25 protein-coding genes and 1 tRNA gene are annotated in these 24,691 nt (G+C 52.1%); 12 read left to right on the forward strand and 14 right to left on the reverse strand.

All coding sequences use genetic code 11. The features are described 5' to 3' along the window. Positions 1-91: 91 nt before the first annotated feature. Complete coding sequence (locus NCTC9997_RS03975) at positions 92-406, forward strand: hypothetical protein (RefSeq protein ID WP_064977373.1); 315 nt, start codon at positions 92-94, stop codon at positions 404-406. Positions 407-515: 109 nt separating this feature from the next. On the opposite strand, the gene NCTC9997_RS03980 is transcribed toward NCTC9997_RS03975, so the two are convergent. Next, a complete protein-coding gene (locus NCTC9997_RS03980; RefSeq protein ID WP_064977374.1) occupies positions 516-1,037 on the reverse strand; it encodes a cysteine hydrolase family protein in 522 nt (173 codons plus the stop codon). A 190-nt stretch (positions 1,038-1,227) separates the two neighbouring features. Between NCTC9997_RS03980 and NCTC9997_RS03985 the strand changes: the two genes are divergently transcribed. After that, positions 1,228-2,133 carry a GlxA family transcriptional regulator gene (locus tag NCTC9997_RS03985; protein WP_064978429.1) on the forward strand — a complete coding sequence of 302 codons (906 nt, stop codon included), beginning with the start codon at positions 1,228-1,230 and terminating at the stop codon, positions 2,131-2,133. A 106-nt stretch (positions 2,134-2,239) separates the two neighbouring features. Here NCTC9997_RS03985 and NCTC9997_RS03990 read toward each other — a convergent pair whose 3' ends face one another. From NCTC9997_RS03990 to NCTC9997_RS04035, 10 genes are all read right to left on the reverse strand, one after another. Then, on the reverse strand, positions 2,240-4,681 hold the full coding sequence (locus NCTC9997_RS03990; protein WP_064977375.1) for a DEAD/DEAH box helicase family protein: 2,442 nt from the start codon (positions 4,679-4,681) through the stop codon (positions 2,240-2,242). A 5-nt stretch (positions 4,682-4,686) separates the two neighbouring features. Next, the gene (locus NCTC9997_RS03995) at positions 4,687-5,265 is read right to left on the reverse strand and encodes a class I SAM-dependent methyltransferase (protein ID WP_064977376.1); all 579 of its coding nucleotides are present in this window, start codon (positions 5,263-5,265) and stop codon (positions 4,687-4,689) included. Positions 5,266-5,532: 267 nt separating this feature from the next. Beyond that, positions 5,533-6,894, reverse strand: a complete 1,362-nt coding sequence (locus NCTC9997_RS04000) for an esterase-like activity of phytase family protein (protein ID WP_064977377.1) — start codon at positions 6,892-6,894, stop codon at positions 5,533-5,535. Positions 6,895-7,028: 134 nt separating this feature from the next. Then, positions 7,029-8,300 (reverse strand): translesion error-prone DNA polymerase V subunit UmuC, encoded by a 1,272-nt coding sequence (gene umuC, locus NCTC9997_RS04005; protein ID WP_064977378.1) that lies wholly within the window; start codon positions 8,298-8,300, stop codon positions 7,029-7,031. A 3-nt stretch (positions 8,301-8,303) separates the two neighbouring features. Further along, on the reverse strand, positions 8,304-8,726 hold the full coding sequence (gene umuD, locus NCTC9997_RS04010; protein WP_064977379.1) for a translesion error-prone DNA polymerase V autoproteolytic subunit: 423 nt from the start codon (positions 8,724-8,726) through the stop codon (positions 8,304-8,306). Between the two features lie 246 nt (positions 8,727-8,972). Then, positions 8,973-10,295, reverse strand: coding sequence for an ATP-dependent RNA helicase DbpA (dbpA, locus tag NCTC9997_RS04015; RefSeq protein WP_230405860.1), 1,323 nt, complete (start codon positions 10,293-10,295; stop codon positions 8,973-8,975). A gap of 348 nt (positions 10,296-10,643) precedes the next feature. Further along, a complete protein-coding gene (locus NCTC9997_RS04020; RefSeq protein WP_064977381.1) occupies positions 10,644-11,384 on the reverse strand; it encodes an SDR family NAD(P)-dependent oxidoreductase in 741 nt (246 codons plus the stop codon). After that, positions 11,381-12,259 (reverse strand): NAD(P)-dependent oxidoreductase, encoded by an 879-nt coding sequence (locus NCTC9997_RS04025; RefSeq protein WP_064977382.1) that lies wholly within the window; start codon positions 12,257-12,259, stop codon positions 11,381-11,383. Before NCTC9997_RS04025 ends, NCTC9997_RS04020 begins: the two co-directional genes overlap by 4 nt. A 508-nt stretch (positions 12,260-12,767) precedes the next feature. Further along, a tRNA-Arg gene (locus NCTC9997_RS04030) sits at positions 12,768-12,844 on the reverse strand. Positions 12,845-12,914: 70 nt separating this feature from the next. Then, a complete protein-coding gene (locus NCTC9997_RS04035) occupies positions 12,915-14,090 on the reverse strand; it encodes a flagella assembly protein FlgT middle domain-containing protein (RefSeq protein ID WP_064977383.1) in 1,176 nt (391 codons plus the stop codon). A gap of 174 nt (positions 14,091-14,264) precedes the next feature. Here NCTC9997_RS04035 and NCTC9997_RS04040 point away from each other — a divergent pair, with 174 nt between their 5' ends. Continuing rightward, the gene (locus NCTC9997_RS04040) at positions 14,265-14,897 is read left to right on the forward strand and encodes a FlgO family outer membrane protein (RefSeq protein WP_039045479.1); all 633 of its coding nucleotides are present in this window, start codon (positions 14,265-14,267) and stop codon (positions 14,895-14,897) included. Positions 14,898-14,999: 102 nt separating this feature from the next. Next, positions 15,000-15,455, forward strand: coding sequence for an LPP20 family lipoprotein (locus NCTC9997_RS04045; RefSeq protein WP_010862233.1), 456 nt, complete (start codon positions 15,000-15,002; stop codon positions 15,453-15,455). Between the two features lie 160 nt (positions 15,456-15,615). Here the strand turns inward: NCTC9997_RS04045 and flgN are convergent, their stop codons facing one another. The 3 genes from flgN to flgA form a co-directional block, all read right to left on the reverse strand. Further along, positions 15,616-16,035, reverse strand: a complete 420-nt coding sequence (gene flgN, locus NCTC9997_RS04050) for a flagellar export chaperone FlgN (protein WP_010862232.1) — start codon at positions 16,033-16,035, stop codon at positions 15,616-15,618. 55 nt (positions 16,036-16,090) lie between these two features. Further along, on the reverse strand, positions 16,091-16,408 hold the full coding sequence (gene flgM, locus NCTC9997_RS04055) for a flagellar biosynthesis anti-sigma factor FlgM (RefSeq protein WP_010862231.1): 318 nt from the start codon (positions 16,406-16,408) through the stop codon (positions 16,091-16,093). Between the two features lie 126 nt (positions 16,409-16,534). Beyond that, the gene (flgA, locus tag NCTC9997_RS04060) at positions 16,535-17,266 is read right to left on the reverse strand and encodes a flagellar basal body P-ring formation chaperone FlgA (RefSeq protein ID WP_133240562.1); all 732 of its coding nucleotides are present in this window, start codon (positions 17,264-17,266) and stop codon (positions 16,535-16,537) included. Positions 17,267-17,358: 92 nt separating this feature from the next. Between flgA and NCTC9997_RS04065 the strand changes: the two genes are divergently transcribed. From NCTC9997_RS04065 to flgG, 8 genes are all read left to right on the forward strand, one after another. Next, positions 17,359-18,300, forward strand: coding sequence for a chemotaxis protein CheV (locus NCTC9997_RS04065; RefSeq protein WP_010862229.1), 942 nt, complete (start codon positions 17,359-17,361; stop codon positions 18,298-18,300). A gap of 3 nt (positions 18,301-18,303) precedes the next feature. After that, positions 18,304-19,140, forward strand: coding sequence for a CheR family methyltransferase (locus tag NCTC9997_RS04070; RefSeq protein ID WP_064977384.1), 837 nt, complete (start codon positions 18,304-18,306; stop codon positions 19,138-19,140). 598 nt (positions 19,141-19,738) lie between these two features. After that, on the forward strand, positions 19,739-20,149 hold the full coding sequence (flgB, locus tag NCTC9997_RS04075; protein ID WP_064977385.1) for a flagellar basal body rod protein FlgB: 411 nt from the start codon (positions 19,739-19,741) through the stop codon (positions 20,147-20,149). A gap of 2 nt (positions 20,150-20,151) precedes the next feature. Further along, complete coding sequence (gene flgC, locus NCTC9997_RS04080) at positions 20,152-20,565, forward strand: flagellar basal body rod protein FlgC (RefSeq protein ID WP_010862226.1); 414 nt, start codon at positions 20,152-20,154, stop codon at positions 20,563-20,565. A 10-nt stretch (positions 20,566-20,575) separates the two neighbouring features. Further along, positions 20,576-21,493 carry a flagellar hook assembly protein FlgD gene (locus NCTC9997_RS04085; protein ID WP_064977386.1) on the forward strand — a complete coding sequence of 306 codons (918 nt, stop codon included), beginning with the start codon at positions 20,576-20,578 and terminating at the stop codon, positions 21,491-21,493. Next, complete coding sequence (flgE, locus tag NCTC9997_RS04090; protein WP_039045250.1) at positions 21,493-22,788, forward strand: flagellar hook protein FlgE; 1,296 nt, start codon at positions 21,493-21,495, stop codon at positions 22,786-22,788. Before NCTC9997_RS04085 ends, flgE begins: the two co-directional genes overlap by 1 nt. A gap of 299 nt (positions 22,789-23,087) precedes the next feature. After that, positions 23,088-23,834 (forward strand): flagellar basal-body rod protein FlgF, encoded by a 747-nt coding sequence (gene flgF, locus NCTC9997_RS04095; RefSeq protein ID WP_064977387.1) that lies wholly within the window; start codon positions 23,088-23,090, stop codon positions 23,832-23,834. A gap of 53 nt (positions 23,835-23,887) precedes the next feature. After that, entirely contained in the window at positions 23,888-24,676 is a 789-nt protein-coding gene (gene flgG / locus NCTC9997_RS04100; RefSeq protein WP_010862222.1) for a flagellar basal-body rod protein FlgG, read from the forward strand. Positions 24,677-24,691 lie beyond the last annotated feature (15 nt).

A 24,691-nucleotide genomic window follows, 5' to 3' on the forward strand; every position in this document is an offset into this window, starting at 1 on the left:
CGCACGTTTTGTGTTTTATTTCCCGCATTTCCTATCCAAATCTGAGCTGACATAGCGCCTTTGTTACTATTGATGTGCAAGGAGGCTGCTTATGTTTGACCCCAAAGATATTTATCATCCCCGAGAGTTTCGCGATGGAGAGCGATCCGATCTTGGTTATTCCGCAGGAGAAAGGCCGTCTTATCACGAACCGAAAAGAAGAGAGAGCTACGATAGCTATGCCCGTGAAAAACAGGCATCTCGCCATTGGTTATTTCCCGCGTGGTTTTTCTTTTTAGGCTTCATGACGGCCATGTTCATCGCCTATCGTTGGCCGCTGTTGTTCGTGCATGTTCTCACCGAGTTTGGTCATTTCTTCATGCGCATTGGTGGGGCTATTTCGGCGCTATTTTCTTCTTCATTATGAAGTTTCGGTTATGAAATATTGGTGATGAAATAAAGCGGCGTTCGGTAATGATGAATACCGCTTACATTGCTATTTCTACGATTAATAACCGATTCCTTTGGCTTGGTTATTATGGCAATAGCGTAGCGCTTGGTGTTAATGCCATTCGTGTAGAAACCGCATGTAAAGCAATCAGATGCAGCATCTCAGAAACCGTGGTGCATAAATCGGGCAAAATAGCGACATCATACTTTTCTGCTGAGCGTGAGATTGCCGTATGGGTAACGCAGTTTTGCGTCATCATGCCGGCGACCCACAAACGGCTAACGCCTCTTTCTGACAACACGTGTTCTAATGTGGTTTTCACAAAACTATCGGCAAAGGTTTTAACCACTATCGGTGCATTAGGGGCTGCGGCCAAAACATCCGGGTGAATTTCTGCGCCGGTTGTGCCTTGATTAAAAAATGGCGCTAAGCCTAACGCAGGATCGGCAATGTGTTGCACGTGAATAATCTCTACACCTGCCGCTTGCGCTTTATGCATAAATGCCACAATGCGGTCTTTGGTCTCTTCGGCTTGCCACAGCGGAAAGGCTCCGGCAGCGAAGTAATCATTTTGCAGATCAATAATCAGTAATGCAGTCTTTTCCATTTGGCGCACTCCTACAAGTACAAGGTCATTGTATTTACAGCGCTAGGGTTGAACGAGATAGTGGTAATACATCGAGTAAAGCGTGTAATGAGTATGACGCTGAAGTGGCATTTGCTGTAGTGTCTAAAATGACATAAAACAGTCTAATACCGACAAATATCACGTGAATAAGATGCGCATTGAGGCGGCGATGACGAAGATTACTCTTGGCATTTATCACTATCCTCAGGCACTAAAATCGGCAGTTTATGGGCTGGAAGAGATGTTTGTGCTGGCCAATACGCAGTGCCGCCAGCAGGGGCTCAAGGTACAGTTTTCGCCTGCTATTTTTACCGAGCCGTTTGGTGTTAATACTCATTTTGATGTGGTGATTCTACCGCCGGGGACTGCGCCCTATATGGCCACAAAGGTGCTGGCGTGGTTACGCACAGCTCATCAGCGCGGTAGCGTGATCGCCTCAGCCTGTACGGGCAGCTTTATGCTGGCTGGGGCCGGAGTATTGCATCAACGTCCGGTGACCACCCATTGGGGATTGGCTGAGAGTTTTACGCAGCAGTTTCCCGAACAACCGCTCAAAACAGATGCCATCTTGATTGATCATGGCGATGTGATCAGTGCCGGAGGGCTAATGTCATGGGTGGATTTAGGCTTGGAGTTGGTCGCGCGCTATGCATCAGTGCTGGTGATGCGTAATTTGGGTAAGCTGTTGGTGGTCGATACCGCCGAGCGCGAGCAGCGCTTTTATCAGCAGTTTATGCCATCATTTTTGCACGGCGATAGCATGATCGAGAAATTACAGCGTTGGTTAGCGGCGCATCTGGCGCAACCTATAACGCTTAACCAATTAAGTCAGCAAGGCGCGGTGACAGAGCGCACCTTGCTACGTCGTTTTGCCAAAGCCACCGGCTACACCCCTTACGAATACCTACAGCGCCTGCGCATCCAACGGGCATGTGAGTTGCTGGAAACAACCACCGAGTCATTTACGCAGATTGCCAATCAGGTGGGGTATGACGATAGCGGTGCTTGTCGGAAAGCCTTTATCCGCATCATGGGGTTAACACCCACTGCATTTCGTCAACGTTTTGGCCGTTAAGGCTGACTCATATGCTTTTAATTCACCGATACGTGCATTTTCTGTGTCAGTTCAAAAATAACATCACTCTGATGGACCTAGGTTCTCCATTCTTGTTTAAACGCGGTTATTGCTCCACTCGCCTTTCCACATACTGCGCCAATCGTAAATCCACCAGCTCTTGCACCAGTTGGTGAAAGCGTTCGATATGCTGCGGTTTAACGGAGAAGGTCGGTACAAAGCGATCATCTTGAACAGTAAACCACTGCTCACCGGAGGCATTGGCATGTGTAAACGCTTTAATCGGATTTCCTTTCCAATAAGTAAGCCATGCACTGTCTTTTGCCTCTACTGAGCGCATTTTCTCTGGTAACTCAGTGGCTTTCAGATCGGGGTGACGAGATAATACGCGGTGACTTCGAATCGCCAATGCACTCAATGTTGGTGGGGTGTTGAAGCCGTCGAGCTCCAGCAAAGCTTGCAGCAAGACAGCTTTAAAGCACTTACTCATGGCGGTCATTTCGATACCTTTGAGTAAGAGGGCATGATGCTGCGCCAGTATTTGATGCAGTTCATCATCGCTGTTTTCTTGTTGTGCGACGAGATCGAACCAACTGCGATATTGTTGGCGTATTTTACTGAAGGGGTACTCGCTTTGGTAAAACTCCGTGGCGGTCGGGCGATGACCTAATTGTTCGGTAAGCTCTGCGTAATGTTCGCTCGCGGTAAATCCCTTTGCTTCTATCAAGGCTAACCACAACTTAATTACAACTGGGTCAAAATTGACAAAGCAACCCGGCGTGAGTGTCGGCTCTCGCAGTGCTTTTTTCAGTTGCTGGAAATTACGAGTACCCAGTAATGCCGCAGGCCGATTCAAGAACGCAGTGTGGTTACCGACAAAATCAATCACGACGAGCTGGGTTTTATTGGATGCTGGCGATAGACGCAGCCCCCGACCTAATTGCTGTAAGAATAAGATCTTGGACTCCGTCGGGCGGATCATGAGTACCGTATCTATAGCAGGTAGATCGGTGCCCTCATTAAAAAGATCGACCGAAAAGATAATGTCCAGTTCACCGTTATTAAGCTGCCGTAATGCTTCATTACGCCGCATTGTAGAATCACTGTATACGGCGCACGAACGAATGCCATGACGCTTAAAATACGCATCCATATAGTTGGCATGCGATTTTGACACGCAAAAGGCGAGTGTGCGTTGCTGTTTTTTGGCATGCCAGTGGTTGAAGATGTGTTTCGCGCGGCGTTCGGTTGCAAACTGGTTTTCTAACTTAACCGGATCAAATTTGCCGTTGCGCCATGGGATCTCTTGATAATCCACGCTCTCATCTCTGATCCCATAATAGGTAAAGGGCACCAGAATACCGGCATTAATGCCGAATTGCAGATCGCGGCTGTATACCAGATTGTTATCGCACAGCGATAAAATATCGGCGCGATCAGTTCGCTCAGGCGTCGCCGTTAACCCCAATAAAAATGTCGGGGTAAAATAGGCCAGCAATGCTTGGTAGGTTTGTGCACTGGCGTGATGAAACTCATCCACAACGATGTAATCGAAGTGATCAGGCGCAAAGCGTTGCAGGTGGGCATCTTGACCTAGGGTGCTTACCGAAGCAAAAAGATAATCCGCATCCCCATTTTTCTGATTACCGTTATACAACCCCGTATGGGCATGTGGGTTTAGGCGTAAAAAGGTTTCTTCCGCTTGTAGCAAAATCTCTTCGCGGTGCGCAACGAACAAAACGCGCTTGGCGTGCATCTGGCGGGCATCGAAGGCGGCGAGCCATGTTTTGCCCATACCGGTGGCCAGTACCACTAACCCACGTTTAAAGCCTGCTTTTCGGGTATTGGCAAGTGCGGTTAATGCCAGTTCTTGGATGCTGTTCGGGGTTGGGGTGTCACTGATGTCATCATCTTTCCAGATAGCTTTTAGCAGCGGGGTGTGAATTTTCGTCTGCTCATGTCGGATCTGGTAGCCGTCAATCCATGTATGGCTGAGTGATTGAGTATACGGATGCTGAAAAATGGCTAAAAACTGGGCTTGAATATGGGTGAAGTCTTGCGCTGCCGGTGAGTTTGCTGGAGGCATGTAGTCGTGGCGTAATGTCCATTCATGGCCATCAAGCAAGGCGGATCGACTGATGTTATTGGAGCCAATAAATGCGCAGCCTTCCGCCATTTCCCCATGATGCATCCGCACAAAAATATAGGATTTCATGTGGAAGCTGTTGCCGTCTTGGCATTCAAAAATCCGGCATTGAGCGCCGCGCTCTTGCAATTGCATCAGCCGGCGCAGTGCAAAGGGGCTCGTAATAGCCAGATAATCAGACGTCAGAATATTAATGGTGACATCACGCTCTAGGGCATCGAGTAGTGGGGTAAAGAGTAACTCAAGCCCAGAAGGCTGGATAAACGAAACCGCAATATCAATCTGAGTGGCATGATTGATGGCTTGTATCAACTGCGGGAGTAGGGGGTCGGAGCCTCCACCCGTGATCAGTTTATGCTCTGACTGTGTGAGTGATGGTGCGGCCAAATCCAAATTGGTCATTATTTTTATTCTTTAATTAAGAGGGCATTGAGCCAATATTCATTTTCACGACTAGGACGTAAATCGGTGGTCTTCCATGTTTCGCGTAGCACTAATCCGGAATGCGCAATAAAGCGCTGTAGCCGTTCCTCATCGCAATGCGTAAACGCGCGCCCATCACGCACCTCATCGTGCGCTCCATATTTGAACGAACAATAAAACAGGCCTTGCGGTTTTAGCAGGGAAGCTAAATGCGCAAAGGTGTGTGGTAGTTGGCTGGCTGGCACGTGCAGTAATGAGGCACACGCCCAGATCCCATCAAAAGGCTGTGTGTGAGTAAACTCACTGAAAGTACATACCTGAACAGGTTGGCCGATGTAGTTGGCCGCAACCGCAGCCAGTTCATGACTGGCGTCAAAAGAGGTCACCGCAAAGCCCATGGCAAGAAAAGCCTTGCTATCACGTCCTGAGCCACAACCTGCATCTAAAATATGGGCTTGTGGGGGAAGGTCTGGCGTAAAGCGCGCCATCAGTGAAGAGACATCAACATCTTTAGTGGCAGCAAAGAATGCTTGGGCATTTTGGTTATAGTAATTAACAGACATGACAACCTCTTATTTAATAAGGACATTGTATCGGCGGAAAAAATGTACCTCAATGGGTTTGCCTGTGGGGATAGCCAGAAGATGACTGATGTTCCAATTCAGGGAAAATACATTCTGCAGCAATGTGACCTATAGACAGAAAGCCTCATGAGCGGATTGCCGAGGTATGCCAGTGAATTTATGCATAAAGGCGCTTGGGAACACCAAGCGCCTTTATGTTTAGCTGAATGTCGCCGTATTCCACATGCGCGATGTCGGCGAGAGCGATTAACGTAATGCTTCGGGCAAGGTGATCACCCACAGCTCACTCAACGATTCTGGTTGCTCCAGTGGGGGGAGTTCCAACGTGGTGGCGACGGGCTTTCCATCTACGTTGAGTTTGCCTTGCTCATTGACCTGATAGTCGGTGATTTTCTTGGTGTTTGCTTCGGCATTCATCAATTTAGGCTGTAGGCCAAAATCATTATCATTCAGTATGGCGATACGATGATTATCAATGAGCGCGAGGCCTTCGACTTTTTCATGTTGCCAGCCGAGTTTACGCAGGTCGGCAATTTCGCGTTTTTGCGCCAGTTTTATCCCACGTTTGGCCAATGTTTTTGCATCATCAAACTCAGGGGCGGTGCCACTGCTATCAAAGGCCGCAAGATCGCTGGCGTCAGTGAGGTCGACAAGATAGATCTTGTTGATCATCTGCTTGTCTTTATCACTACCTTGTTCCACTAGCAAAATATGCTGGTTATCTAGCGCCACAATGTCACCAATTTTGGCATCTTTGGCTTTTTTATAGCTATCGACATCAATCGGATAGCCGTACATGGCTGTCTTACCCGTTGTTGGGTCAAAGCTCATGAGGCGCGTAAATTGAGCAGTATTTTTACTTTTTCCTTCGATATCCAGCGTACTTTGTACGGCCACTAATAGCTGGCCATTAGGAAGGCGCGTCACCCCTTCAAAGCCACGGTTCGGCTGACGCCATTTGAGGATGTTAGGTAAACCCGTGGCCACCCCTTGTTCGCCGGCAGCCGGCGTTGGGGCATATTTTTCCAGAATTTTTCCCTGCTTATCGACGTGAATCAAAAATGGCCCATATTCATCACTGAGCCAAAATCCACCTTTACCATCTGGCGTGATCCCTTCGGTATCTAAGCCTCGTGGGTCACTGGATACCGGTTGTAAGGTATCGCTTAAGGCCGCTTCGTTAGTCGAGCCAATCAGTGAGCTTGGCAAAGGTAATCCACTCACAGGGCCATCTTTATCATGCAAAGGGCGAGCATCGGTTGCGATGGCCTGATTTTTACTGATGCGGATATCCATCAAGAGCGGGACAAACGCAGGATTAGCGAAAATCTTCGCCTCTTGTTTGCCCACCGAAGGCGCATCGGCATTCGGGCCGCGATCGGTGACGGTGGTGAATAGCAGATCACCGTTTTCAACGCCGTTAAATACAAGTCCTGAGCCAATGCCAACGGGTAAGCCTTGCGGGAAGTTCTTTGCGAATGCTCCGTTATAGCTGACGCGATCCCCTGCGGGGAAAGAGACGGTATAACGTTCTACGCTAAGGTCTGCAGCCTGAGACAGTAGAGGGAGTGCTGAGGCAAAAAAAAGAAAAAGCGGCTTTAATTTCATGGCATTAGCTCGTCATTAAAAGAGGTTAGAGCCAATAAACCTAGTGAAGAAGGATGACATTTTAATGACATGACAACAGTGGTCATGAATCCAATGAGCAGTTTAGAGTTTTAAAGTGAAATAGTCTTTTACTGTTACCTCACCACCAAAATATCCGCTAGCGACGTGGTATAGCGCGGACTCAGATGTTCGCGCTTCATCATCCATTCAGAGGTATCGGTGCCTCTCGAAGCAAAATGAATCTTTCCTCGATGGCTGTGGTTAATACGGTCGATGACCTGCATTAATGCTTCGCTGCGCTGGTGGTATTGTGGACTGGTAAACAGATCGCCTTGCTGGCAGTTGAGGGGCGTGAAATCCGCCAGCATGACGCCGCCTTTTAAATAGCGATAGCCCTCTCGCCACATACGTTCAAGTAGGGGTGGGATCAGCGCTAGCAGCTGACGTGTATCTGCCGTGGCGGCAGACAGCTGGGTGCTGACTTTATTGCCGTAGTAAGGCTCTTTACCACTAAACGGGCTAGTGCGGATAAAAAGGGTGACATGACGACAGCACATACCTTCTTGACGCAGCTTTTCTGCAGCACGCTCCATATAAGCCGCGAGCGCCTGATGCATGATGGCTCGCTCGGTGATGTGTTCGCCAAAGGAGCGTGAGCACACAATGTGTTGTTTGGCTGCTGGAGTTACATCCAGCTCAGTACACGGGCAGCCTTGCAGCTCTAACAGCGTTCGCTCAAGGGTTACGCTGTACGCTTGGCGTAATGATTTACTGTCTATGCGCAGCAAATCTGCCGCCGTGTGAATGCCTTTCGCGTTAAGGCTGGTTCGCAATTGCCGACCAATGCCCCAGATCTCTTCCACCGGAGTGATGGCGAGCAGTTTTTGACGGCGCACCGGATCGCGCAGGTCAACAACCCCACCGGTTGCAGGCCAACGCTTGGCGGCATAGTTAGCCAGCTTGGCTAAGGTTTTGGTGGGGCCAATACCGACACCGACTTGCAGCCCGGTCCACTGAGAGACACGGTTTTTCATCTGCTTGGCGTATTCACTGAGATCGCCAGCCCACGTTTCACTGAGTTCAATGAAGGCCTCGTCAATGCTGTAGATCTCGATAGACGGCACCATGCTTTCCAGTGTACTCATCACCCGCTGCGACATATCGGCATACAAGGCATAATTGGAGCTAAACCAGACCCCGCCTTGTGCTTCGTAGGCTTTTCGTATCTTGAAAAATGGCTCCGCCATACGCACGCCCAATGCTTTGGCCTCAGGGCTACGCGCCACCACGCAACCATCATTGTTGGACAGCACCACAATAGGACGACCTTTTAAATCCGGTCGGAACAAGCGTTCGCACGAGGCATAAAAGTTGTTCACATCCACAAGGGCGACGGCTCGGCTCATTGCTTACCCCAGCTTGGTTTTATGCAAAACGTAGGTCACGACACCAAACACCTCTAACTCTTGCCCTTGGTTGAGATAGATAACTGGAAAGTCAGGATTGGCAGGCACTAACGCAGGGTGAGGGTGGGTCTGTAGATATTTAACGGTGAACTCGCCATCAAGGCAGGCCAGAACGATGGCACCTTGTGTCGCGGTAACGGCACGGTCAACCACCAGCAAATCACCGGAGTGGATCCCCGCTTGCAGCATGCTATCGCCACTGGCTCGCACATAGAACGTTGCCGCAGGGTGTTCAATGCAGAGCTGGTTAAGATCGATAGTCTGTTCGACATAGTCTTGCGCGGGGCTAGGAAAACCACATGCAGCTGGCGATAAGAACAGTGGAAGCGCGAGCTCATCGGGCGTTGATTGAGGAATAGCAAACATAGCGGCACACCAATAACTGTAAATATATACAGTATAACTGCGTGGAGTATTTTAGGTACAGGGGCGGTTTTAGTTTTTGCGTGGGCAGTGGGGATGTGCGTGCTGTAGCGAGTTTCAGAGGGATGTAGTGGCGGCGGTTAAGCCGATGACACTACGCCTACGATAAGACATTGCTCTCGGCATCCATTCGGGTGCCGAGAGCAGGGTTGTAAGCAACGCGCTCTGTGTAGAGAGGTGCGCAGTAACCTACTTCATCAGACGAGCGCGGTATGACTTACCTTTAATACGGCCACTGGTGATTTTGCTCAGAGCCTGTTTTGCCACACTGCGGCTAACCGCGACATAGGCGCGGTAATCGGTGACTAAAATCTTGCCCACCGCGGCAGCGTCGATGCCGTTTTGGCCGGTTAATGCACCGAGGATATCGCCGGGGCGCAGTTTATCCTTTTTACCGCCATCGATGAGCAAGGTGATCATGGCTGGCGCTGTCGGCGTTTGCCCCAGCAGGCTGGCTGATGGCAGCGGCTCGTCGTGAATTTCGTGCTCCAGATAATCTTCCAGCAGCGCCATCTTGTAGCCATCTTCGTGGCTAAAGAAGGTAAAGGCTGCGCCCTTGCTACCTGCGCGGCCAGTACGGCCAATGCGGTGAATGTGCACTTCGGTATCGTGAGCCATATGGTAGTTAAACACAGCATCGAGGGCATCGATATCCAGTCCACGGGCCGCTACGTCGGTCGCCACCAGCACGCGAGCACTCTTGTTGGCAAATTGCAGCAGGGTTTCGTCGCGATCGCGCTGCTCCAAATCACCGTGCAGTGCCAGCACGCTAAAGCCAGAAGCGGCGAGCTCATCGGCTACGTTCTGGGTTTCGCGCTTGGTGTTACAGAACACCACAGCGCTTTCAGGTTTGTGTTCGAGCAGCAATAAACGCAGTGCCTGCATCCGCGCGCGGTCCTCTTCCAAATGGAAGAAGTGCTGGGCGATAGTGCTCTTTTCGTGGGTTACTGCGACTTTCACCATCACAGGGTTATGCATTACCTTCTGGGTAATGGTCTGAATTTTCTCAGGGAAGGTTGCACTGAACAGCAGCGTCTGGCGCTGGCGAGGGGCGCTGGCAATAATCGCTTCCAGCTGCGGCTGAAAGCCCATCTCCAGCATGCAGTCAGCTTCATCGAGCACCAACATCGTGAGGTTGCTCAAATCTAAGCGGTTACGCTCTAGGTGATCCACAATCCGGCCAGGCGTACCCACGATAATGTGCGCGCCGTGCTCAAGTGAGCCTATCTGTGGTCCCATCGGCACACCGCCGCATAGGGTGAGCACTTTTACGTTGTGGATCCCGCGGGCGAGGGTGCGGATCTCCTGCGCGACCTGATCGGCCAGCTCCCGAGTCGGGCACAGCACCAAGGTTTGAATCCGAAAGCGCTTCACATCTAACTTGTTGAGTAACCCAAGGCCGAAGGCCGCCGTTTTACCCGAGCCGGTCTTGCCCTGACCAATCACATCCTCACCCGCTAAAATGGCAGGTAAACTCTGGGCCTGAATGGGCGTCATCGCGTGGTAGCCCATGGAGGAAAGGTTATCAAGCAGTTCGGGTTTCAGCTTAAGAGTCGAAAACGCGTGTGCAGGCTGGGTATCTGAATTACTCAAGGAAAGTATCCTGTGGTGATTAACCCCGCTTGAGCAGGGCTACTGTAAAGGGTGTTGTGTACGGGTGTGCTTCTCAGTGTGAGCGTAATTTTACCGGCCAATTCATTCGACTGACGCTGCATCAAGCGAACCCCGAAGCCAGCCATTGTAGCAACAAAGCACAGCTTTTGCTCGTAGTGGTGAGACAAGGATCCCAGACCGTCATTGGGATGGTGCGGAATGCTGCGCCACATTGTTGACCGCGCCTGCTTGGCTTAGTTTTCCAAGTTAGTTTTCCCAGAATGTCGCGGATGTGTGATAGATCATCTTCTTGCTCATCCCTCCATCGACAACCAGATTGGCACCATTGATAAAGTCATTCCGCGAGTCGGCTAAAAAGAGGCAAGCACGCGTGATGTCATCGGGGCGACCGACGCGGCCACTTGGATGCTGGCGGTGATCGGCTTCAGTCAGGGTGTGGTAATCCTCCGTCTGGATCCAGCCAGGACTGATGGCATTGACGGTGATCGGATACTCGGCCAATGAGTTGGCAAGGGACTGAGTGAGGGCAACCAACGCGCCCTTCGACGCGCCGTAGGCATCCCAGCCGGGTTCGTTCTGCTGCCAGCGGGTGGAGGCAATATTGATGATACGGCCATAGGGCAGACCACTGTTGGCCTGAACGAAAGCGCGGGCGCACAGCATAGCGCCGCGCACATTGACGGCCATCATGAGATCGAACTGCTCAGTGCCAAGCTCTTCGAAACGGGTGTGGAACTTGCTGATGGCGCCGTTGTTGATCAGCAGATGAATACCACCGTGTTGTGCGCGCACTTCAGCAAAGAGCTGTGCAATGGCCTGTTCGTCACGTAAATCGAGAGGGTGAAAATGGATCTCGGGGTGGTCGAAAGAGTAAACGGTTAGATCGGTAGCTATTACCCGATAGCCCGCGTTAGCCAAGCCAAGGCAGAGCTCGCGGCCAATCCCGCCAGCGGCGCCGGTGACGAGAGCAATTTGTTTATCGTTCATAGTGCTGCTCCATTGCGAGCCCGCAGTACCTTGATCAGCGCCGATACCTCCTGCTGACCCAATCCTTGCGCTACCCCTTCTTCAAACAAATCGGCGGCAAAACGTGGGAAACGGTTGTCGATCCCCGCGTCGGTGGCGTGACCGGTCAGGCGGCTAATGGCGGCACTCCACGTTTTCAGGCTGGCGTAGGGGTGATCGAAGTCGCCGCTGGCCAGTGTTTTGCCAAGGTGAGCCACATCGCCTCCTAAAATCGGCGACAACTCGCTGAACTGAGCGCATACCTTGGCGACAGGGAGCCCCTCGGCTTCACAGATGAGTGCTCCGTGTAGCGCGCCGAGTAGGCCACCAGCAAAGTAGGCCGCAACCGCACAATCCTGCGCGGCGGCAGCGCCCACGGCTTCCGCGACATGCTCAAGCGTGGGGGCTAGCTGGCGCAGTACTGGCTCGGTCTTGCTAAAGGCGGCGTTGGCTCCTGAGCAGATGATACTGGCATCAGTAGTGCCAATCTGATCGGGGAAGCAGAGGATAGCGCCATCCAGATAGCAGGATCCGCGGGCATGGCACCAGCCCTCTAGCATTCTGGCTCCCTGCGGACTGCCTGTTGATAGCTGCACCACGACTTTGCCTGTCACCGTATTACTCGCTTCGTCCAGCAACTGCTGGCTGACGGCGTAGTTATCGATGCAGATTAGGGTGATATCGCCCGCTGCGATAGCTTCACTCACTGAGGGCGCGAGTGTCGCTCCTAGCGCGATTAATGGTGTTGCCTTGGCTGCACTGCGATTCCAGACGGTGACCGGATGGCCTGCCTTGAGCAAGGTGGAGGCAAGAGCAGAGCCCATGGCGCCGAGGCCGATGACAGAAATAGGACGCAAGTTGACTCCTTGTTATGCGAGTTGAGCAAGAGACCGCAATGAAAACAGATCTACTGGTATAGAAAATTAAAATGTCTTGCGGCAAGGAAAACACTATAGTTGCGCTTTTACGCCGTGAGAAATGGCTTTTTTGATTGGCAGGTATAAGAAATTTTTATGGATTGTTGCGCTTTGCGAGCTTTTTCAAAGCATTGATGGCCTGCGTAAAAAAAACTCATGGATTGCAATACGCTGCATTAGAGGGGTACAGGGAGGGGTACGGATGTAGCTGTGCTTTATTATCCCCTCAGAGGTATCCGTACTTCTTGAGGAAAAGTGAATCTTTGAGTAGCGATAACGGCGCGGTCAATGAACACCTTTCGCTAAAGGCATACGTAAGCGAAAAGAGAGTCGCATTAAACTTTGAGTAAAATGTTGATATGTGGTCTATAGCGTGTCAGCTGTTGGGCCCTAAGCTAAAAATAGGCTTTTAGCACGATGAGAGGGTGTTATAAATCATTGATTTTAATGGTGCTCCCGACTGGATTCGAACCAGTGGCCTTCCCCTTAGGAGGGGGACGCTCTATCCATCTGAGCTACGGGAGCACGCCGGCCTGTCATTATACTGATAAATCCGGCGTTTTTAAGTTCTGTCGCGGTAATCCCGGCTGACTGCTCAGGATTTAGTCACTAGATCGCCGACCTGAATCGTCGAAGCGGTATTTAGGCTGCCGATATTGATGATCGCGTAGGTGGCGTAGACTTGCGACACCGTCAGCGACATACCGCTCGGCGTGAACATCTCGGCGACATTCCCACTTTGATCGACAAACTCGGTGGTATGCAACAGCTTAACCCGATCGCCTTTACGTACCCCGTTGCGGCTCCCGATGTTGATTTTCAGACGGTTGCCGTTGATTTCAGTGATACGCGCTTGGGTAGCCGAGCAGCCTAAGGCGGTATCCAGATCTTGGGCTATCTGATCGGTTTGCAGACGAATCGCGTAACCGTAGGCGGATTGCCAGAAGTTGGCGCTGCTGGTATCTACACGCTCGGTGCGCTCAAACGGCCATTCGGCTTCCGTGCGATACAGGCGCTCGAAAACTTGCTCACCGCTGTAGCTATCAAAGACGCTGATATTAACTGCAAAGTGGCGCTTCATCGGGCTGACGCGGAAAAACGAGTTCAGACCGGTGACAGGGGCAGGGCTTAAATCAATCAGTTGTCCGGTCAGCAGATATTGCGCTTGCTGCTGCTCACCGGCGGCGGCCAGCCAGTTGGCTGAAGCATCCGCAGGTAAGTGCTCGTTCTGATAGCTGCGTACTTGCAGACCTTGCAGGTCTTGGCGCAGTTGACGCTCTAACACCCGTGGGTAATCCGAATCGATATTGAAAATCGCGCCCAGTGAGGCTTGCGTCAAGTCATTGAGCGCAAAGCGGTAGACCGCCAGCGGCTTGCGATAACCTTGTCGGCGGCACAGGCTGCGATCAGGGATGATATCGGCACGTAACGTTAGGGTAAAGCGGCCATTCTGGGTAGCGCTACTGACCACCGTTGCTGCATGTACGGGGCTGCCGGCGGCGTAACGAATGGTCTGGCCGTCTTTATCGCCGGAGAGTAGCGATGCGACCAGCGGTTGCTGATAGTTCATCGACACCCCGGCATAACCGAGCAGCTGACCGCTGGCATCACTGAGCGCGAGCGAGCGCAATTGGCTCTCGCTACCCGCCTGCGTCGGAATACTGACGGTGGTCTGATACCAAGCGGCATAAAGGTTGCTTGTATATAAGCTGCTGGCCAGCATAAGCACGGTGGCCAGACAGGTGGCACGCGGCCGGAGTGTCAATGTCATTACGTGAACCTGAATCGTGATTGCCCGCGGCAGTGGCTGCTGCCGGTGATAACTGTACCGGTTGGCGATGTTATGAGTAATGCAATTAATGTTCCGTTTCATCCGGTTCAAGTTTTTACCGTAACGGGCGATAAGATAACAGAGAATGTGACTGGGACGCAGAACGTGAAGCACATGAAGACATTACTGCCGCTGGCGGCACTCTCCGGGCTGTTATTGACCGGCTGTGCCGGTAATCAACCCTCGGCAGATCAGCCGTATGTTATGGACAAGAATCAGGTTCAGGTGTTGCCACGCCACAGTCTGGACTTTTTTGTCGACGCGATGGCGCGTCAGTTGGTGGACTCCAATAAAACGCTGGCGGCCAGTGGGCCGATTGCAGTGGCCTCATTCGTCGATTTACAGCAGATGGATCAAACCAACTGGCTGGGCAATCTGATGGCCGACTCCTTTATCTATCAGCTGCAACAGCGTGGCATGACAGTGCTGGACTATAAAACCACCGGCCAGATCCGAGTCACGCCGCAAGGGGATTTTGCCCTGAGCCGTAACTGGCGCGATCTGCAAAAAGCCTATCAGGTGAACAGTGTGCTGACCGGTACCATGTTGCGCCAAGGCTCCGGTATTCAGATCAACGCGCGCATTATCCGCTTTAGCGATCGCGTGGTGATCGCCACGGCGCAAGGCTTCTTGCCGGCAGATCGACTGGGGCGCAGTATCGGCAACCCGAATCTGGTGCAGATGCGTAATGGGATGATCGTGCGTGGTGATAACCGCTTTACGTCGCCAAGTATTGTGGCGCCGTGAGGGTAGGGAAACCGAGCTAACGGTTAACCTGCGTCATCATGAACCTATTTGATTTATTAGTGACGTCAGCGGCGGTGACTGCGCTGGCGCAGAGGACAAACAATGCGTAAGTGGTTAGGCGTAATCGGACTGTGTGGGCTGTTATTGGGTTGCGCCTCGTCGGGTAGCCGGCAGACACTGACCGCGGTCGGTTATGCCCCCATTGCCACTCAAAGCGGCAAAACTTTGCAGGAGCGGCAAATTCAGGCCATGCGTGCCTCGCGTTTAGATGCGTATCGCGATATGGCGGAGCAGGTGTATGGTCTGCGCATCAATACCGATTCGCAAGTCGCCGCCGATGGTGCACTGCGTGATGCGGGGATCCGCTCACAGGCGGCGGGCGTGATCCGCGGGGCGGAAGTGGTACGTAGCTATCCGGTTGGCGATAACTATGTGACTGAGCTGCGTTTAGACATGAGTCAGGTCAAACAATTACCGCCACTGCCGGCACCGGCTAAACCCGCAGCGCCAGCACCGCAGCCAGTGATTTTGGTGCCAGCGCGCGGAGCGACTTACTAAACGTAAACTCAACTCAAATTAAGACAATAAAAAAGACAGATGCGCAGGACGACATCTGTCTTTTTTTGTGTCTTGAGTATTCACATCAACCGGCTCTGAGCAGCAGTCTGCGCGGTTAAGTGGCAATCTCTATTGCTGGAAAGCGCAAGTTAGTGAGGGGTTACACCCGAACATTATTCCCCAACGTAGAGGTATTACGGGTACGCCCTTCGGCATCGTAGGTCATCATCTCTTTACCGCGAATTGCCATCAGCTGACTTTCCAAACGGCTGAGGCTAATCCGCGCTTCTTTCATCACTTCGCCCAGCAATGCATTGCGGGTCTGACAAGAGCTCAGACTTTGGCGAATCGCGACCAAACGCGGATCATCGGCCAATAACTGGCTGCGCTCGGGATGCGCCGCAATCGCCTGATCGCCTTGTTGCAGGGTTTGCAGCAACTGATTTTTTTGCTCGCTCAATGCCTGAATTTGTTCGGCATCGTGGGCAATCAGAGCTTGCAGCTCCTGCTCAATCAGAGGATCCAGCGCCAGCAGTGTTTGCTGCTGCTGTTCAAGTAAGTCGTTGATGCTCAGCGTCATGATGATTCCGTTTCGGGGTCAGCGCCGCGCCGGTCTTCTGATGGCCGGTCTGACGTTAGTGAGAGCCTGACTCTAACTTAAGCAAATTCGCGGCCAGCTTTTCCGGGTTAACCTGATATTCACCACTTTCAACGGCGGCTTTCAGACGCGCCACTTTAGCGCTGTCAAAGCTCATGTCACTGCTGACTTGTTTCGGGATCTGGCTCAATTCTTGTGCCTGTGAGGTTAAGGTAACACCGTCACGGGCAACGGCCGGCTGCTGTGGCGCGGCAGTCGCGTCGGCATTGACGGCTGCATTGGCGTTGGTGGATTTTTTACCCACCGGCGCAGAATTCATCTTCAGGGCGTAATTTAATTTATCGATGCTGCTCATGTTTATAGTCCTGCGGCGAATTGAATTTTAGTCATTCACTGTCTGTCGCTCTTGTTATAGCGTATCGGCGTAGCAAATGATTACTTGAATAATTATTTTCGCCTTTTTTGCTGTGCTTACCGGCAGTTAATAAGTGACAACCGCTTCACCAACACGGCTGACGACCGCATTAATCACGCGCTGCGAACGGCTATTGCGGATCTGAATAGTGTCGCCGACGGTGCCATTGCCGAGCGCGGTGCCGGAGGCCACCACACTCAAGCCCGGCTTACCGGCTTTGAGTACCACGCGATCGCCTTTGCACACCTGACAAATTTGCGCGGTGCTGATAGGGGCATTGGCATTGAGAGGTTTGATGGTTTTGGCGCCAACCAGCTCGTCAACATTGTCAAAAATCCGTGCTTGCGCTTGGCGCACATCTTTATACACCACGTTCAGATCATCGGCCTGCAACACCGTATCGCTACGCATCGCGCGGGCGCTCACCACGACTGGGCTGACCGACAAAATTTTGACCGGTACATACACTTGCCAGTTTTGGGTCGGGCAACGCACCAATACGGTGGCCCGTGAGGTAATAGTTTGCCGCCCCGGTAAGGTAGTTTCTAAATCGGTAGCACAGCGTTCAAATTTGAGACGCGGATCGAGCGGCGTAACCCGAACTTGATGCTGGAGCGTGTTTTCTGACGGTAACTGGCTGATCACAAAGGATTCTGCGGCTTGCGTAATGCTCGACGGCTCCTGATAGGCGGGTTCAGCATTGGCGGCCATGCCATTTTCGTTTAAGAAAAGGCAGAATATGCCGATAAACAAACCAATAGGGCGAGTCGCCTTGGACACTGGCGTTGAGAAAAACACAAAACGTCTCCTGTTATGCAAAATACCTCTGATATCCTAAGGGGTATACGAGTTATAAGAAACACTTTAAATACCCCTGGGAGTAGCACGTTATGGCGGGAATTCTGGATTCGGTCAATCAGCGCACACAATTAGTCGGACAGAACCGACTGGAGCTGCTGACATTTAAACTCAACGGGTCACAGCGTTACGGCATTAACGTGTTTAAAGTACGCGAAGTGCTGCAGTGCCCGCGCCTGACCATGCTACCGAATCTTAATCCGATCGTAAAAGGCATCGCGCATATCCGGGGTCAGACCATTTCGGTGATCGACATGAGCTTGGCGATTGGTGGTAAGCCGGTCGATGATCCGTCTAAGTGCTTTATCATCATCTCTGAGTATAACCGCTCGGTGCAGGGCTTTTTGGTACAGTCTGTTGAGCGCATTATCAACATGAACTGGGAGTCCATTCTGCCACCACCAAAAGGCGCGGGTAAAATTAACTACCTGACTGCGGTGACCGAGGTGGATAAAGAGCTGGTTGAGATTTTGGATGTGGAGCGCATCCTGGATGAGATTTCACCGGTGCGCACTCACATCAGCCAAGACGTGCTGGATGAGACGGTGGCGCAGGCGCAAGAAGTGGTGAATGCCGGTAAGAAAATTCTGGTTGCCGATGACTCCAGTGTGGCACGTAAGCAGATTGAACGCGCGCTGACCTCCGTGGGGCTGGAATGCGAGATGGCCAAAGATGGCCGCGAAGCGCTGAATCGCCTGCGTCAGGTGGCATCGGAAGGCCGCGTAACGGATTACTATGCGCTGGTGATTTCCGATATCGAAATGCCGGAGATGGACGGCTATACCCTGACCGCCGAGATCCGCAGTAATGAACAGCTTAAAGGTCTGCATGTGATTTTGCACACTTCGCTTAGCGGTGTGTTTAACCAAGCGATGGTAAGCAAAGTGGGCGCGAATAACTTTATCGCCAAATTTAATCCCGACGAGCTGGCCGGTGCGGTTAAGCAGGCACTTCAGCAATTAGCAACAGAGTAATCAATGAATTCAGTAAGCATCAGTGATCAGGAATATAAAGAGTTCAGCCGTTTTCTGGAGTCTCAGTGCGGGATTGTACTGGGGGATAATAAACAATATTTGGTGCGCAGCCGCCTGACTCCGCTGCTGTCGCGCTATGGTTATGCTCATCTGTCTGAACTGCTCAAGCATACCCTGACCGGCATGAACCGTGATCTGCGGATGTCGGTTGTTGATGCGATGACCACCAACGAAACCCTGTGGTTTCGCGATAACTACCCGTTCGACATTCTGGCCGAGCGTTTGTTGCCTGAGCTGGCACAGAGCAAGCGGCCACTGAAGATTTGGTCGGCAGCTTGTTCTTCTGGCCAAGAGCCGTACTCGATTGCGATGACAGTGCTGGAGATGCAAGCGCGTCGCCCGGGCATGCTGGCCGGTCCACAGCCGGTGCAGATCGTCGGTACCGATATCTCTCCGCAGATGTTGGATTTATGCCGCGAGGCGGCTTACGACAATCTGGCGCTGGGTCGCGGCCTGTCACCGGAGCGTAAGCGCATGTTCTTTGAAGCGTTGCCGGATGGCCGGATGCGCCTCAACAGCAAAGTGCGCAGCATGGTGTCATTCAAGCCGCTGAACTTGAAAGAGAGCTATGCGCTGATGGGCAAGTTCGACATCATTTTCTGTCGTAACGTGCTGATTTACTTCTCCGCCGAGATGAAGTCTAAGGTGATTAACCAGCTGGCTACGTGCCTGAATCCGGGTGGTTACCTGCTGCTGGGCGCGTCGGAATCAATGAGCGGCTTGAGTGAGCGCTTTGAGATGGTGCGTTGCAATCCGGGCATTATTTATCGCTTGAAGTAAGCGCGTAGGCCGCTGTGCCTATGCCGCATCGGTTTATTGTGTAGGGCCGGACACCACGATCAGCGCGGTTCCGCAGGCTGCGTTGATCAGCTTTCCGGTTTTCCCGGCCGTCCCCCGACCTCTGTCGGGGTTTTTTGTTTCGGTCGCGGGTGATTATCGCTACTTGCCGCGCGGCGTTGTTTTTATCCTTCTCTTATCTCTTATCTCTTATCTCTTATCTCTTATCTCTTATCTCTTATCTCTTATCTCTTATTTCTTATTTCTTATTTCTTATTTCTTATTTCTTATTTCTTATTTCTTATTTCTTATCTCTGGTCCCTTTGTTAATCGGCTTTGGGCGCTTTGGTGCCGTTCTCTTTTCTGCATGATGAATTCACGGGTATTTGCCGGCGGCAGGGCTTTGCCGTTTTTGCCGTTGGGTGGTGGGGAGATTGCCGCTAAAGATTGATACGTGGTGTTGAGCTAAGCGCGGTGTAGGCAGGCAGAGCTATGCCTAGCGTGCGGCGCGTGGGCAAATGGTCTGCAGGGAAATGACAACCGGCGGTGTCTTGGCATTAAGTTTGCTTTACCGCCAGACAGATGTATTCGGAGAATGATGATGGCAATCAGTTTCGATAAGGCGCTGGGGATCCACCAGTACACCCCGGGCCTGCGTAACCAGCGTACCGAAATGCTGGCCAGTAATATCGCCAATGCCGATACCCCAGGCTACAAAGCGCGGGATATGGACTTTTCTCAGGCGCTGGATCAAGCCATTGCGCAGGGCAGTGACCAGTTAACCGGTGGCAGTTTGGCGATGACCGATTCTCGCCACATTGCGGCGTCGGCCGATTTTTCTGGCGTGAAGGGATACCGCATTCCCAATCAGCCCGACAGTGGCGACGGTAACACCGTAGATTTGCAGGTGGAACGTAACCTGTTTATGGAAAACACCATTGAATATCAGGCTTCCCTGCAGTTTCTGGGCAGCAAGTTTTCCGGTCTGAAAAAAGCCATTCGCGGAGACTAAGTATGAGTCTGTTTAATGTATTTAACGTGGCTGGTACGGCCATGAGCGCGCAGTCAGTACGACTGAACACCACCGCCAGTAACTTGGCCAACGCCGACAGCGTGAGCAGTTCTGCGGATCAAACCTACAAAGCGCGTCATCCGGTATTCAATGCGGTGTTGGACGATGCGATGAGCGATTCGAGCAGTGTGCCGGTATCGGTCGCGGGCATCATTGAAAGCCAAAAGCCGCTGGATATGGAGTACAGCCCTGATCATCCGTTGGCGAACAAAGACGGTTATATCTTCAAGCCAAACGTGAATGTGATGGAAGAGATGGCGGACATGATTTCTGCGTCGCGCTCTTACCAGACCAACGTGCAAGTGGCCGATGCGGCTAAGCAAATGGCCATGCAAACCCTGAATCTGGGTAAGTAAGGAGTAACAGATGATTGACCCTACCTTACGTAGTAATAACTACCTAGAGCAGGTGAGCCGGCAAAGTAATGCCGCCGGTGGCAAAGCGGCAACCGACGGTACGCAAAAATCAGCGGCTGACGGCACCAATAAGACCAGCGATGCGGACAATACCCGCCCGAATGAGACCCCAACCGGTGGCGCGACGGCTTCGTTAAATCAGCAAGATTTTATGCGTCTGTTGACGCAGCAGCTGGCGTATCAAGATCCGTTCAATCCGGTCAGTAACGATCAGATGGTGTCGCAGATGGCGTCATTCGCCACCGTTGACGGCATCAACAAGATGGGCGATCAGTTTGCGGTGATGAACCAGCTGATGGGCTCTGGTCAGGCGCTGCAGGCGTCATCGCTGGTGGGCCAAGACGTGTTGTTGCCAACCTCGGATGTATGGCTGGAAAACGGTCAGGTCAGCGGGGCGATCTTCTCCAAAAATGGTGAGAAGCTCAACAACCTCTCGATTCGCGTTGAAGATGAAAATGGCCAGCTGATCAAAACCATTGATATGGGCGGCGAGAAAGATGGCGTGATCCGCTTTAACTGGGATGGTACCGATAAAGACGGTAATCCGGTTCCAGAAGGCAAATACAAGCTGAAAGCGACTGCCGAGATTGAAGGCGAGAACAAGGATATTACCGACCAGTTGGCGACGTATCACCGCGTGAGCAGTGTGGTATTGCAGTCCGATGCCGGTGCGCTGATCAACGTCAAGGGTGTCGAAGGCGGTGTTCCACTTGGCAACATTCTGGAAGTGGGCAAAGTGAATGGTTCAGATGGTGGGTCGAGCGGCTCTGATGACAAGAAGCCGTATACGCCGGTAATGCAAACTGGACTGATGAACGACAACGATAAAGAAGAAACTGACGAACAACGTTTACGGAGATTTTTATAATGTCGAGTATTTCCCTGAGTGGCCTGTTTGCTGCGCAAAAGGATCTGAGCACCACCAGTAACAACATTGCCAACGCCAATACTGTCGGCTTTAAAGAATCCCGTGCTGAGTTTTCGGATGTGTATTCTTCCTCCATTTTCTCAAACCCGAAAACCACCGTCGGCGGCGGTGTGCAGACGGCGATGATTTCTCAGCAGTTCCATGAAGGCTCGACCCGTTATACCAATAACCCACTGGATTTGCGGGTCAACGGTAAGGGCTTTTTTGCCGTCAGTAACGGCATGGATTACAAAGATGTCAGCCTGACGCGCGCCGGTGAGTTTAAGCTGAACAAAGATAACTACATTGTGAACTCAGCCGGTCAGTATCTGCGTGTGCTGCCGGTGGATGCCAAAGGTCAGGCGTCTTCCGTGAGTTTGCAAGCCTCTAGCCCGGTACAGGTACCCACCGAGGCCGGTCAGCCATCAGCGTCAACCAAACTGGATGTTGGGGTAAACCTGCCAGCTAACCAAGCAGCTGTTACTAAAACACCATTTAATTTTGACGATCCGGATACTTACAGCAAATCCACTTCAACCAGCATCTATGACTCATTGGGTAACAGCTACTCGATGACCACCTACTTTGCTAAAACAGCCGATAACACGTGGGAAGCCTATACCACGGTGACCGATAAAGACGGTAACGAAAAAGCGTTGGATATCGATGGCGGTGAAGCGAGTGGCGGTACTGGCCAAAAAGGCGTGAAGCTGGAGTTCAACAGTGATGGCTCACTGAAAACGCAAAAACCAACCAATCCGAAAACGGTCAGCATGGCGGCAGCCGGCATCAACTTGAACGGTGCCGATACCGCGCAGACCTTAGAAATTAATTTCGATAAGCCGACACAGTACGCCTCTGATTTTAACGTGAAAAAGATCAACGAAAACGGCGTGGTTGTGGGTCGTCTGACCAAGGTGGATATTAGTCCTGACGGTTTGCTGGTGGCGAACTACAGCAACGGTAAGAGCGAGTATCTGGGTAAAGTGATGCTGGTGACCGTACCGAACGAACAAGGTCTGACTCAGATTGGTGGCACCCAGTGGCGCGCGACACCTGATTCTGGTGCGATGCTGATTGGTGAGCCAGGTAAAGGCTCCAACGGTAAGATCATGAGCGGTGCGCTGGAAGAGTCCAACACCAACATGACCATCGAGCTGGTGGATCTGATCTCGGCACAGCGTAACTTCCAAGCGAACTCCCGTGCGCTGGAAATTGACCAAGGCTTGCAGCAGACCATCTTGCAGATCCGCTAATTCCATTTTGCCGTAACACATTTGCTTTCGCGCTGAGTTAGCCCACCAAGATCCACGGTATGGGCATAACTCAGCGTTTTAATAGCAGCAAAGTGTACTCGGCCGCATTATCTCACTCGTACTGACGTGAGCGAGGTATATGGCATGTTTCTTGTAAGCATTTTTCAGCAGTTAAGTTTGTAAGACGTATGCCTTATACAGATGCGGCCATACCGATGTCGGTATGCGCCTATGCCGCGATGCATAGTGTGGTGAACGCAACTGTTTTACCGATTTTCAGCAAGGGCCAGTAATCAGACATGGACAAGATGCTGTACATCGCCATGAGCGGTGCCAAGCAGAACCTGCAAGGTGTGCGGGTGCACGCCAATAATTTGGCGAATGCCAACACGCAGGGGTTCCGCAAAGATTTTGAACAGGCTCGCGCCATGCAGGCGTATGGCGAAGGGCTGCCGTCACGGGTGTTCAGCATGACTGAGCGTCCGGGCAGTGACTTTACCCACGGCGGCTTCATGAGCACTAACCGTGATCTGGACGTCGCTATTGCCGGTGACGGCTGGTTAGCGGTGCAAGCCGCTAATGGCGGTGAAGCCTATACGCGTGCCGGTCACCTGCAACTGGATGAAAATGGCCAGTTACGCAACGCTGCCAATCAGCCGATTTTGGGCGAAGACGGCAATCCCATCACGCTGCCGCAGCCACTGGCCAAGGTGCAAGTCGGCTCTGACGGCACTATCTCGTATTTGCCAAAAGGCGCGCCGCCAGACGCCATCGAACAAGGTGGCCGCATCAAGCTGGTGAATCCGTCGATTGCCTCACTGGTGAAGGGCGCTGATGGCCTGTTTCGCACCCAAGATGGCCTGCCACCGGCCGCCGACCCGACGGTGTCACTGGTGAGCGGTAAGCTGGAAGCCAGTAACGTCAGTGCCGTGGGTGAGATGGTACAGATGATTGATTTGCAGCGTCAGTTCGATATGCAGGTCAAGGCCATGAAAGCGGCCGAAGAGAATGATTCAGCTCAAAGTCAGCTATTAAAAATGAGTTGAGCCCGTTTTCAGCGCAGGCCTAAGCGCCTGCACTGATAAAGAAGGAGAATGCCATGGATCCCGCTCTGTGGGTCAGTAAGACCGGTCTGGATGCCCAGCAAACGAACATTCGCAATATCTCGAACAACATTTCCAACGCCAGCACCGTAGGCTTTAAAAAAGGCCGGGTGGTATTCGAGGATTTGCTGTACCAGAAAATCAACCAACCGGGTGCAACGTCAGCGCAAGATGACACCATGCCATCCGGTTTGATGCTGGGTAGTGGTACCAAAGTGGTGGCCACGCAGAAAAACTTCCAGCAAGGCGGCGTGCAAGTGACCAGCAACACCTTCGACATGATGATCGACGGTGATGGCTTCTTCCAGATCCGCATGCCAGATGGCTCGACCGCTTACACCCGTAACGGGCAGTTCCAGCGCGATGACGAAGGCAATCTGGTCACCGCGGGGGCTGGTTATCCGGTGGAGCCGAACATTTCGGTACCGGCGGATGCGACTTCCGTTACCGTCAGCGCCGATGGTCAGGTTTCTGCGCGTCTGCAAGGGCAAGCTGAAGAGCAGCAAGTCGGCCAGATCACCTTGGTCAGCTTTGTAAACCCGCAAGGTCTGGAGCCGATCGGGGAAAACCTGTATCTGCAAACCGGTGCTAGCGGTGAAGCGCAAGAAGGTACGCCAGGTTTAGATGGTCTTGGCAAAATCAAGCAGGGCGCGCTGGAATCCTCCAACGTGAACGTAACCGAAGAGCTGATCAACTTGATCGAAGCGCAGCGGGTGTTCGAAATGAACTCCAAAGTGATCTCCTCGGTAGATGAAATGCTGGGCTATGTGTCACAGCGCTTGTAATGCAGGTAAGAACTA

This window comes from Plesiomonas shigelloides, from assembly GCF_900087055.1.
Lineage (GTDB): Bacteria > Pseudomonadota > Gammaproteobacteria > Enterobacterales > CAMTGL01 > Plesiomonas > Plesiomonas shigelloides.

Excerpts from the sequence above, each read along its gene's own strand:
- NCTC9997_RS03980 (WP_064977374.1), bottom strand. The coding sequence starts at position 1,037 with ATGGAAAAGACTGCATTACTGATTATTGATCTGCAAAATGATTACTTC.
- NCTC9997_RS04065 (WP_010862229.1), top strand. The coding sequence starts at position 17,359 with ATGGCGGGAATTCTGGATTCGGTCAATCAGCGCACACAATTAGTCGGA.
- flgG (WP_010862222.1), top strand. The coding sequence starts at position 23,888 with ATGGATCCCGCTCTGTGGGTCAGTAAGACCGGTCTGGATGCCCAGCAA.
- NCTC9997_RS04070 (WP_064977384.1), top strand. The coding sequence starts at position 18,304 with ATGAATTCAGTAAGCATCAGTGATCAGGAATATAAAGAGTTCAGCCGT.
- flgM (WP_010862231.1), bottom strand. The coding sequence starts at position 16,408 with ATGAGCAGCATCGATAAATTAAATTACGCCCTGAAGATGAATTCTGCG.
- NCTC9997_RS04000 (WP_064977377.1), bottom strand. The coding sequence starts at position 6,894 with ATGAAATTAAAGCCGCTTTTTCTTTTTTTTGCCTCAGCACTCCCTCTA.
- flgF (WP_064977387.1), top strand. The coding sequence starts at position 23,088 with ATGGACAAGATGCTGTACATCGCCATGAGCGGTGCCAAGCAGAACCTG.
- NCTC9997_RS03990 (WP_064977375.1), bottom strand. The coding sequence starts at position 4,681 with ATGACCAATTTGGATTTGGCCGCACCATCACTCACACAGTCAGAGCAT.
- NCTC9997_RS04040 (WP_039045479.1), top strand. The coding sequence starts at position 14,265 with ATGAAGACATTACTGCCGCTGGCGGCACTCTCCGGGCTGTTATTGACC.
- umuD (WP_064977379.1), bottom strand. The coding sequence starts at position 8,726 with ATGTTTGCTATTCCTCAATCAACGCCCGATGAGCTCGCGCTTCCACTG.
- flgC (WP_010862226.1), top strand. The coding sequence starts at position 20,152 with ATGAGTCTGTTTAATGTATTTAACGTGGCTGGTACGGCCATGAGCGCG.
- flgE (WP_039045250.1), top strand. The coding sequence starts at position 21,493 with ATGTCGAGTATTTCCCTGAGTGGCCTGTTTGCTGCGCAAAAGGATCTG.
- NCTC9997_RS03985 (WP_064978429.1), top strand. The coding sequence starts at position 1,228 with ATGACGAAGATTACTCTTGGCATTTATCACTATCCTCAGGCACTAAAA.
- NCTC9997_RS04085 (WP_064977386.1), top strand. The coding sequence starts at position 20,576 with ATGATTGACCCTACCTTACGTAGTAATAACTACCTAGAGCAGGTGAGC.
- NCTC9997_RS04035 (WP_064977383.1), bottom strand. The coding sequence starts at position 14,090 with ATGACATTGACACTCCGGCCGCGTGCCACCTGTCTGGCCACCGTGCTT.
- NCTC9997_RS04020 (WP_064977381.1), bottom strand. The coding sequence starts at position 11,384 with ATGAACGATAAACAAATTGCTCTCGTCACCGGCGCCGCTGGCGGGATT.
- flgN (WP_010862232.1), bottom strand. The coding sequence starts at position 16,035 with ATGACGCTGAGCATCAACGACTTACTTGAACAGCAGCAGCAAACACTG.
- NCTC9997_RS03975 (WP_064977373.1), top strand. The coding sequence starts at position 92 with ATGTTTGACCCCAAAGATATTTATCATCCCCGAGAGTTTCGCGATGGA.
- umuC (WP_064977378.1), bottom strand. The coding sequence starts at position 8,300 with ATGAGCCGAGCCGTCGCCCTTGTGGATGTGAACAACTTTTATGCCTCG.
- NCTC9997_RS03995 (WP_064977376.1), bottom strand. The coding sequence starts at position 5,265 with ATGTCTGTTAATTACTATAACCAAAATGCCCAAGCATTCTTTGCTGCC.
- dbpA (WP_230405860.1), bottom strand. The coding sequence starts at position 10,295 with ATGGGCTACCACGCGATGACGCCCATTCAGGCCCAGAGTTTACCTGCC.
- NCTC9997_RS04045 (WP_010862233.1), top strand. The coding sequence starts at position 15,000 with ATGCGTAAGTGGTTAGGCGTAATCGGACTGTGTGGGCTGTTATTGGGT.
- flgB (WP_064977385.1), top strand. The coding sequence starts at position 19,739 with ATGGCAATCAGTTTCGATAAGGCGCTGGGGATCCACCAGTACACCCCG.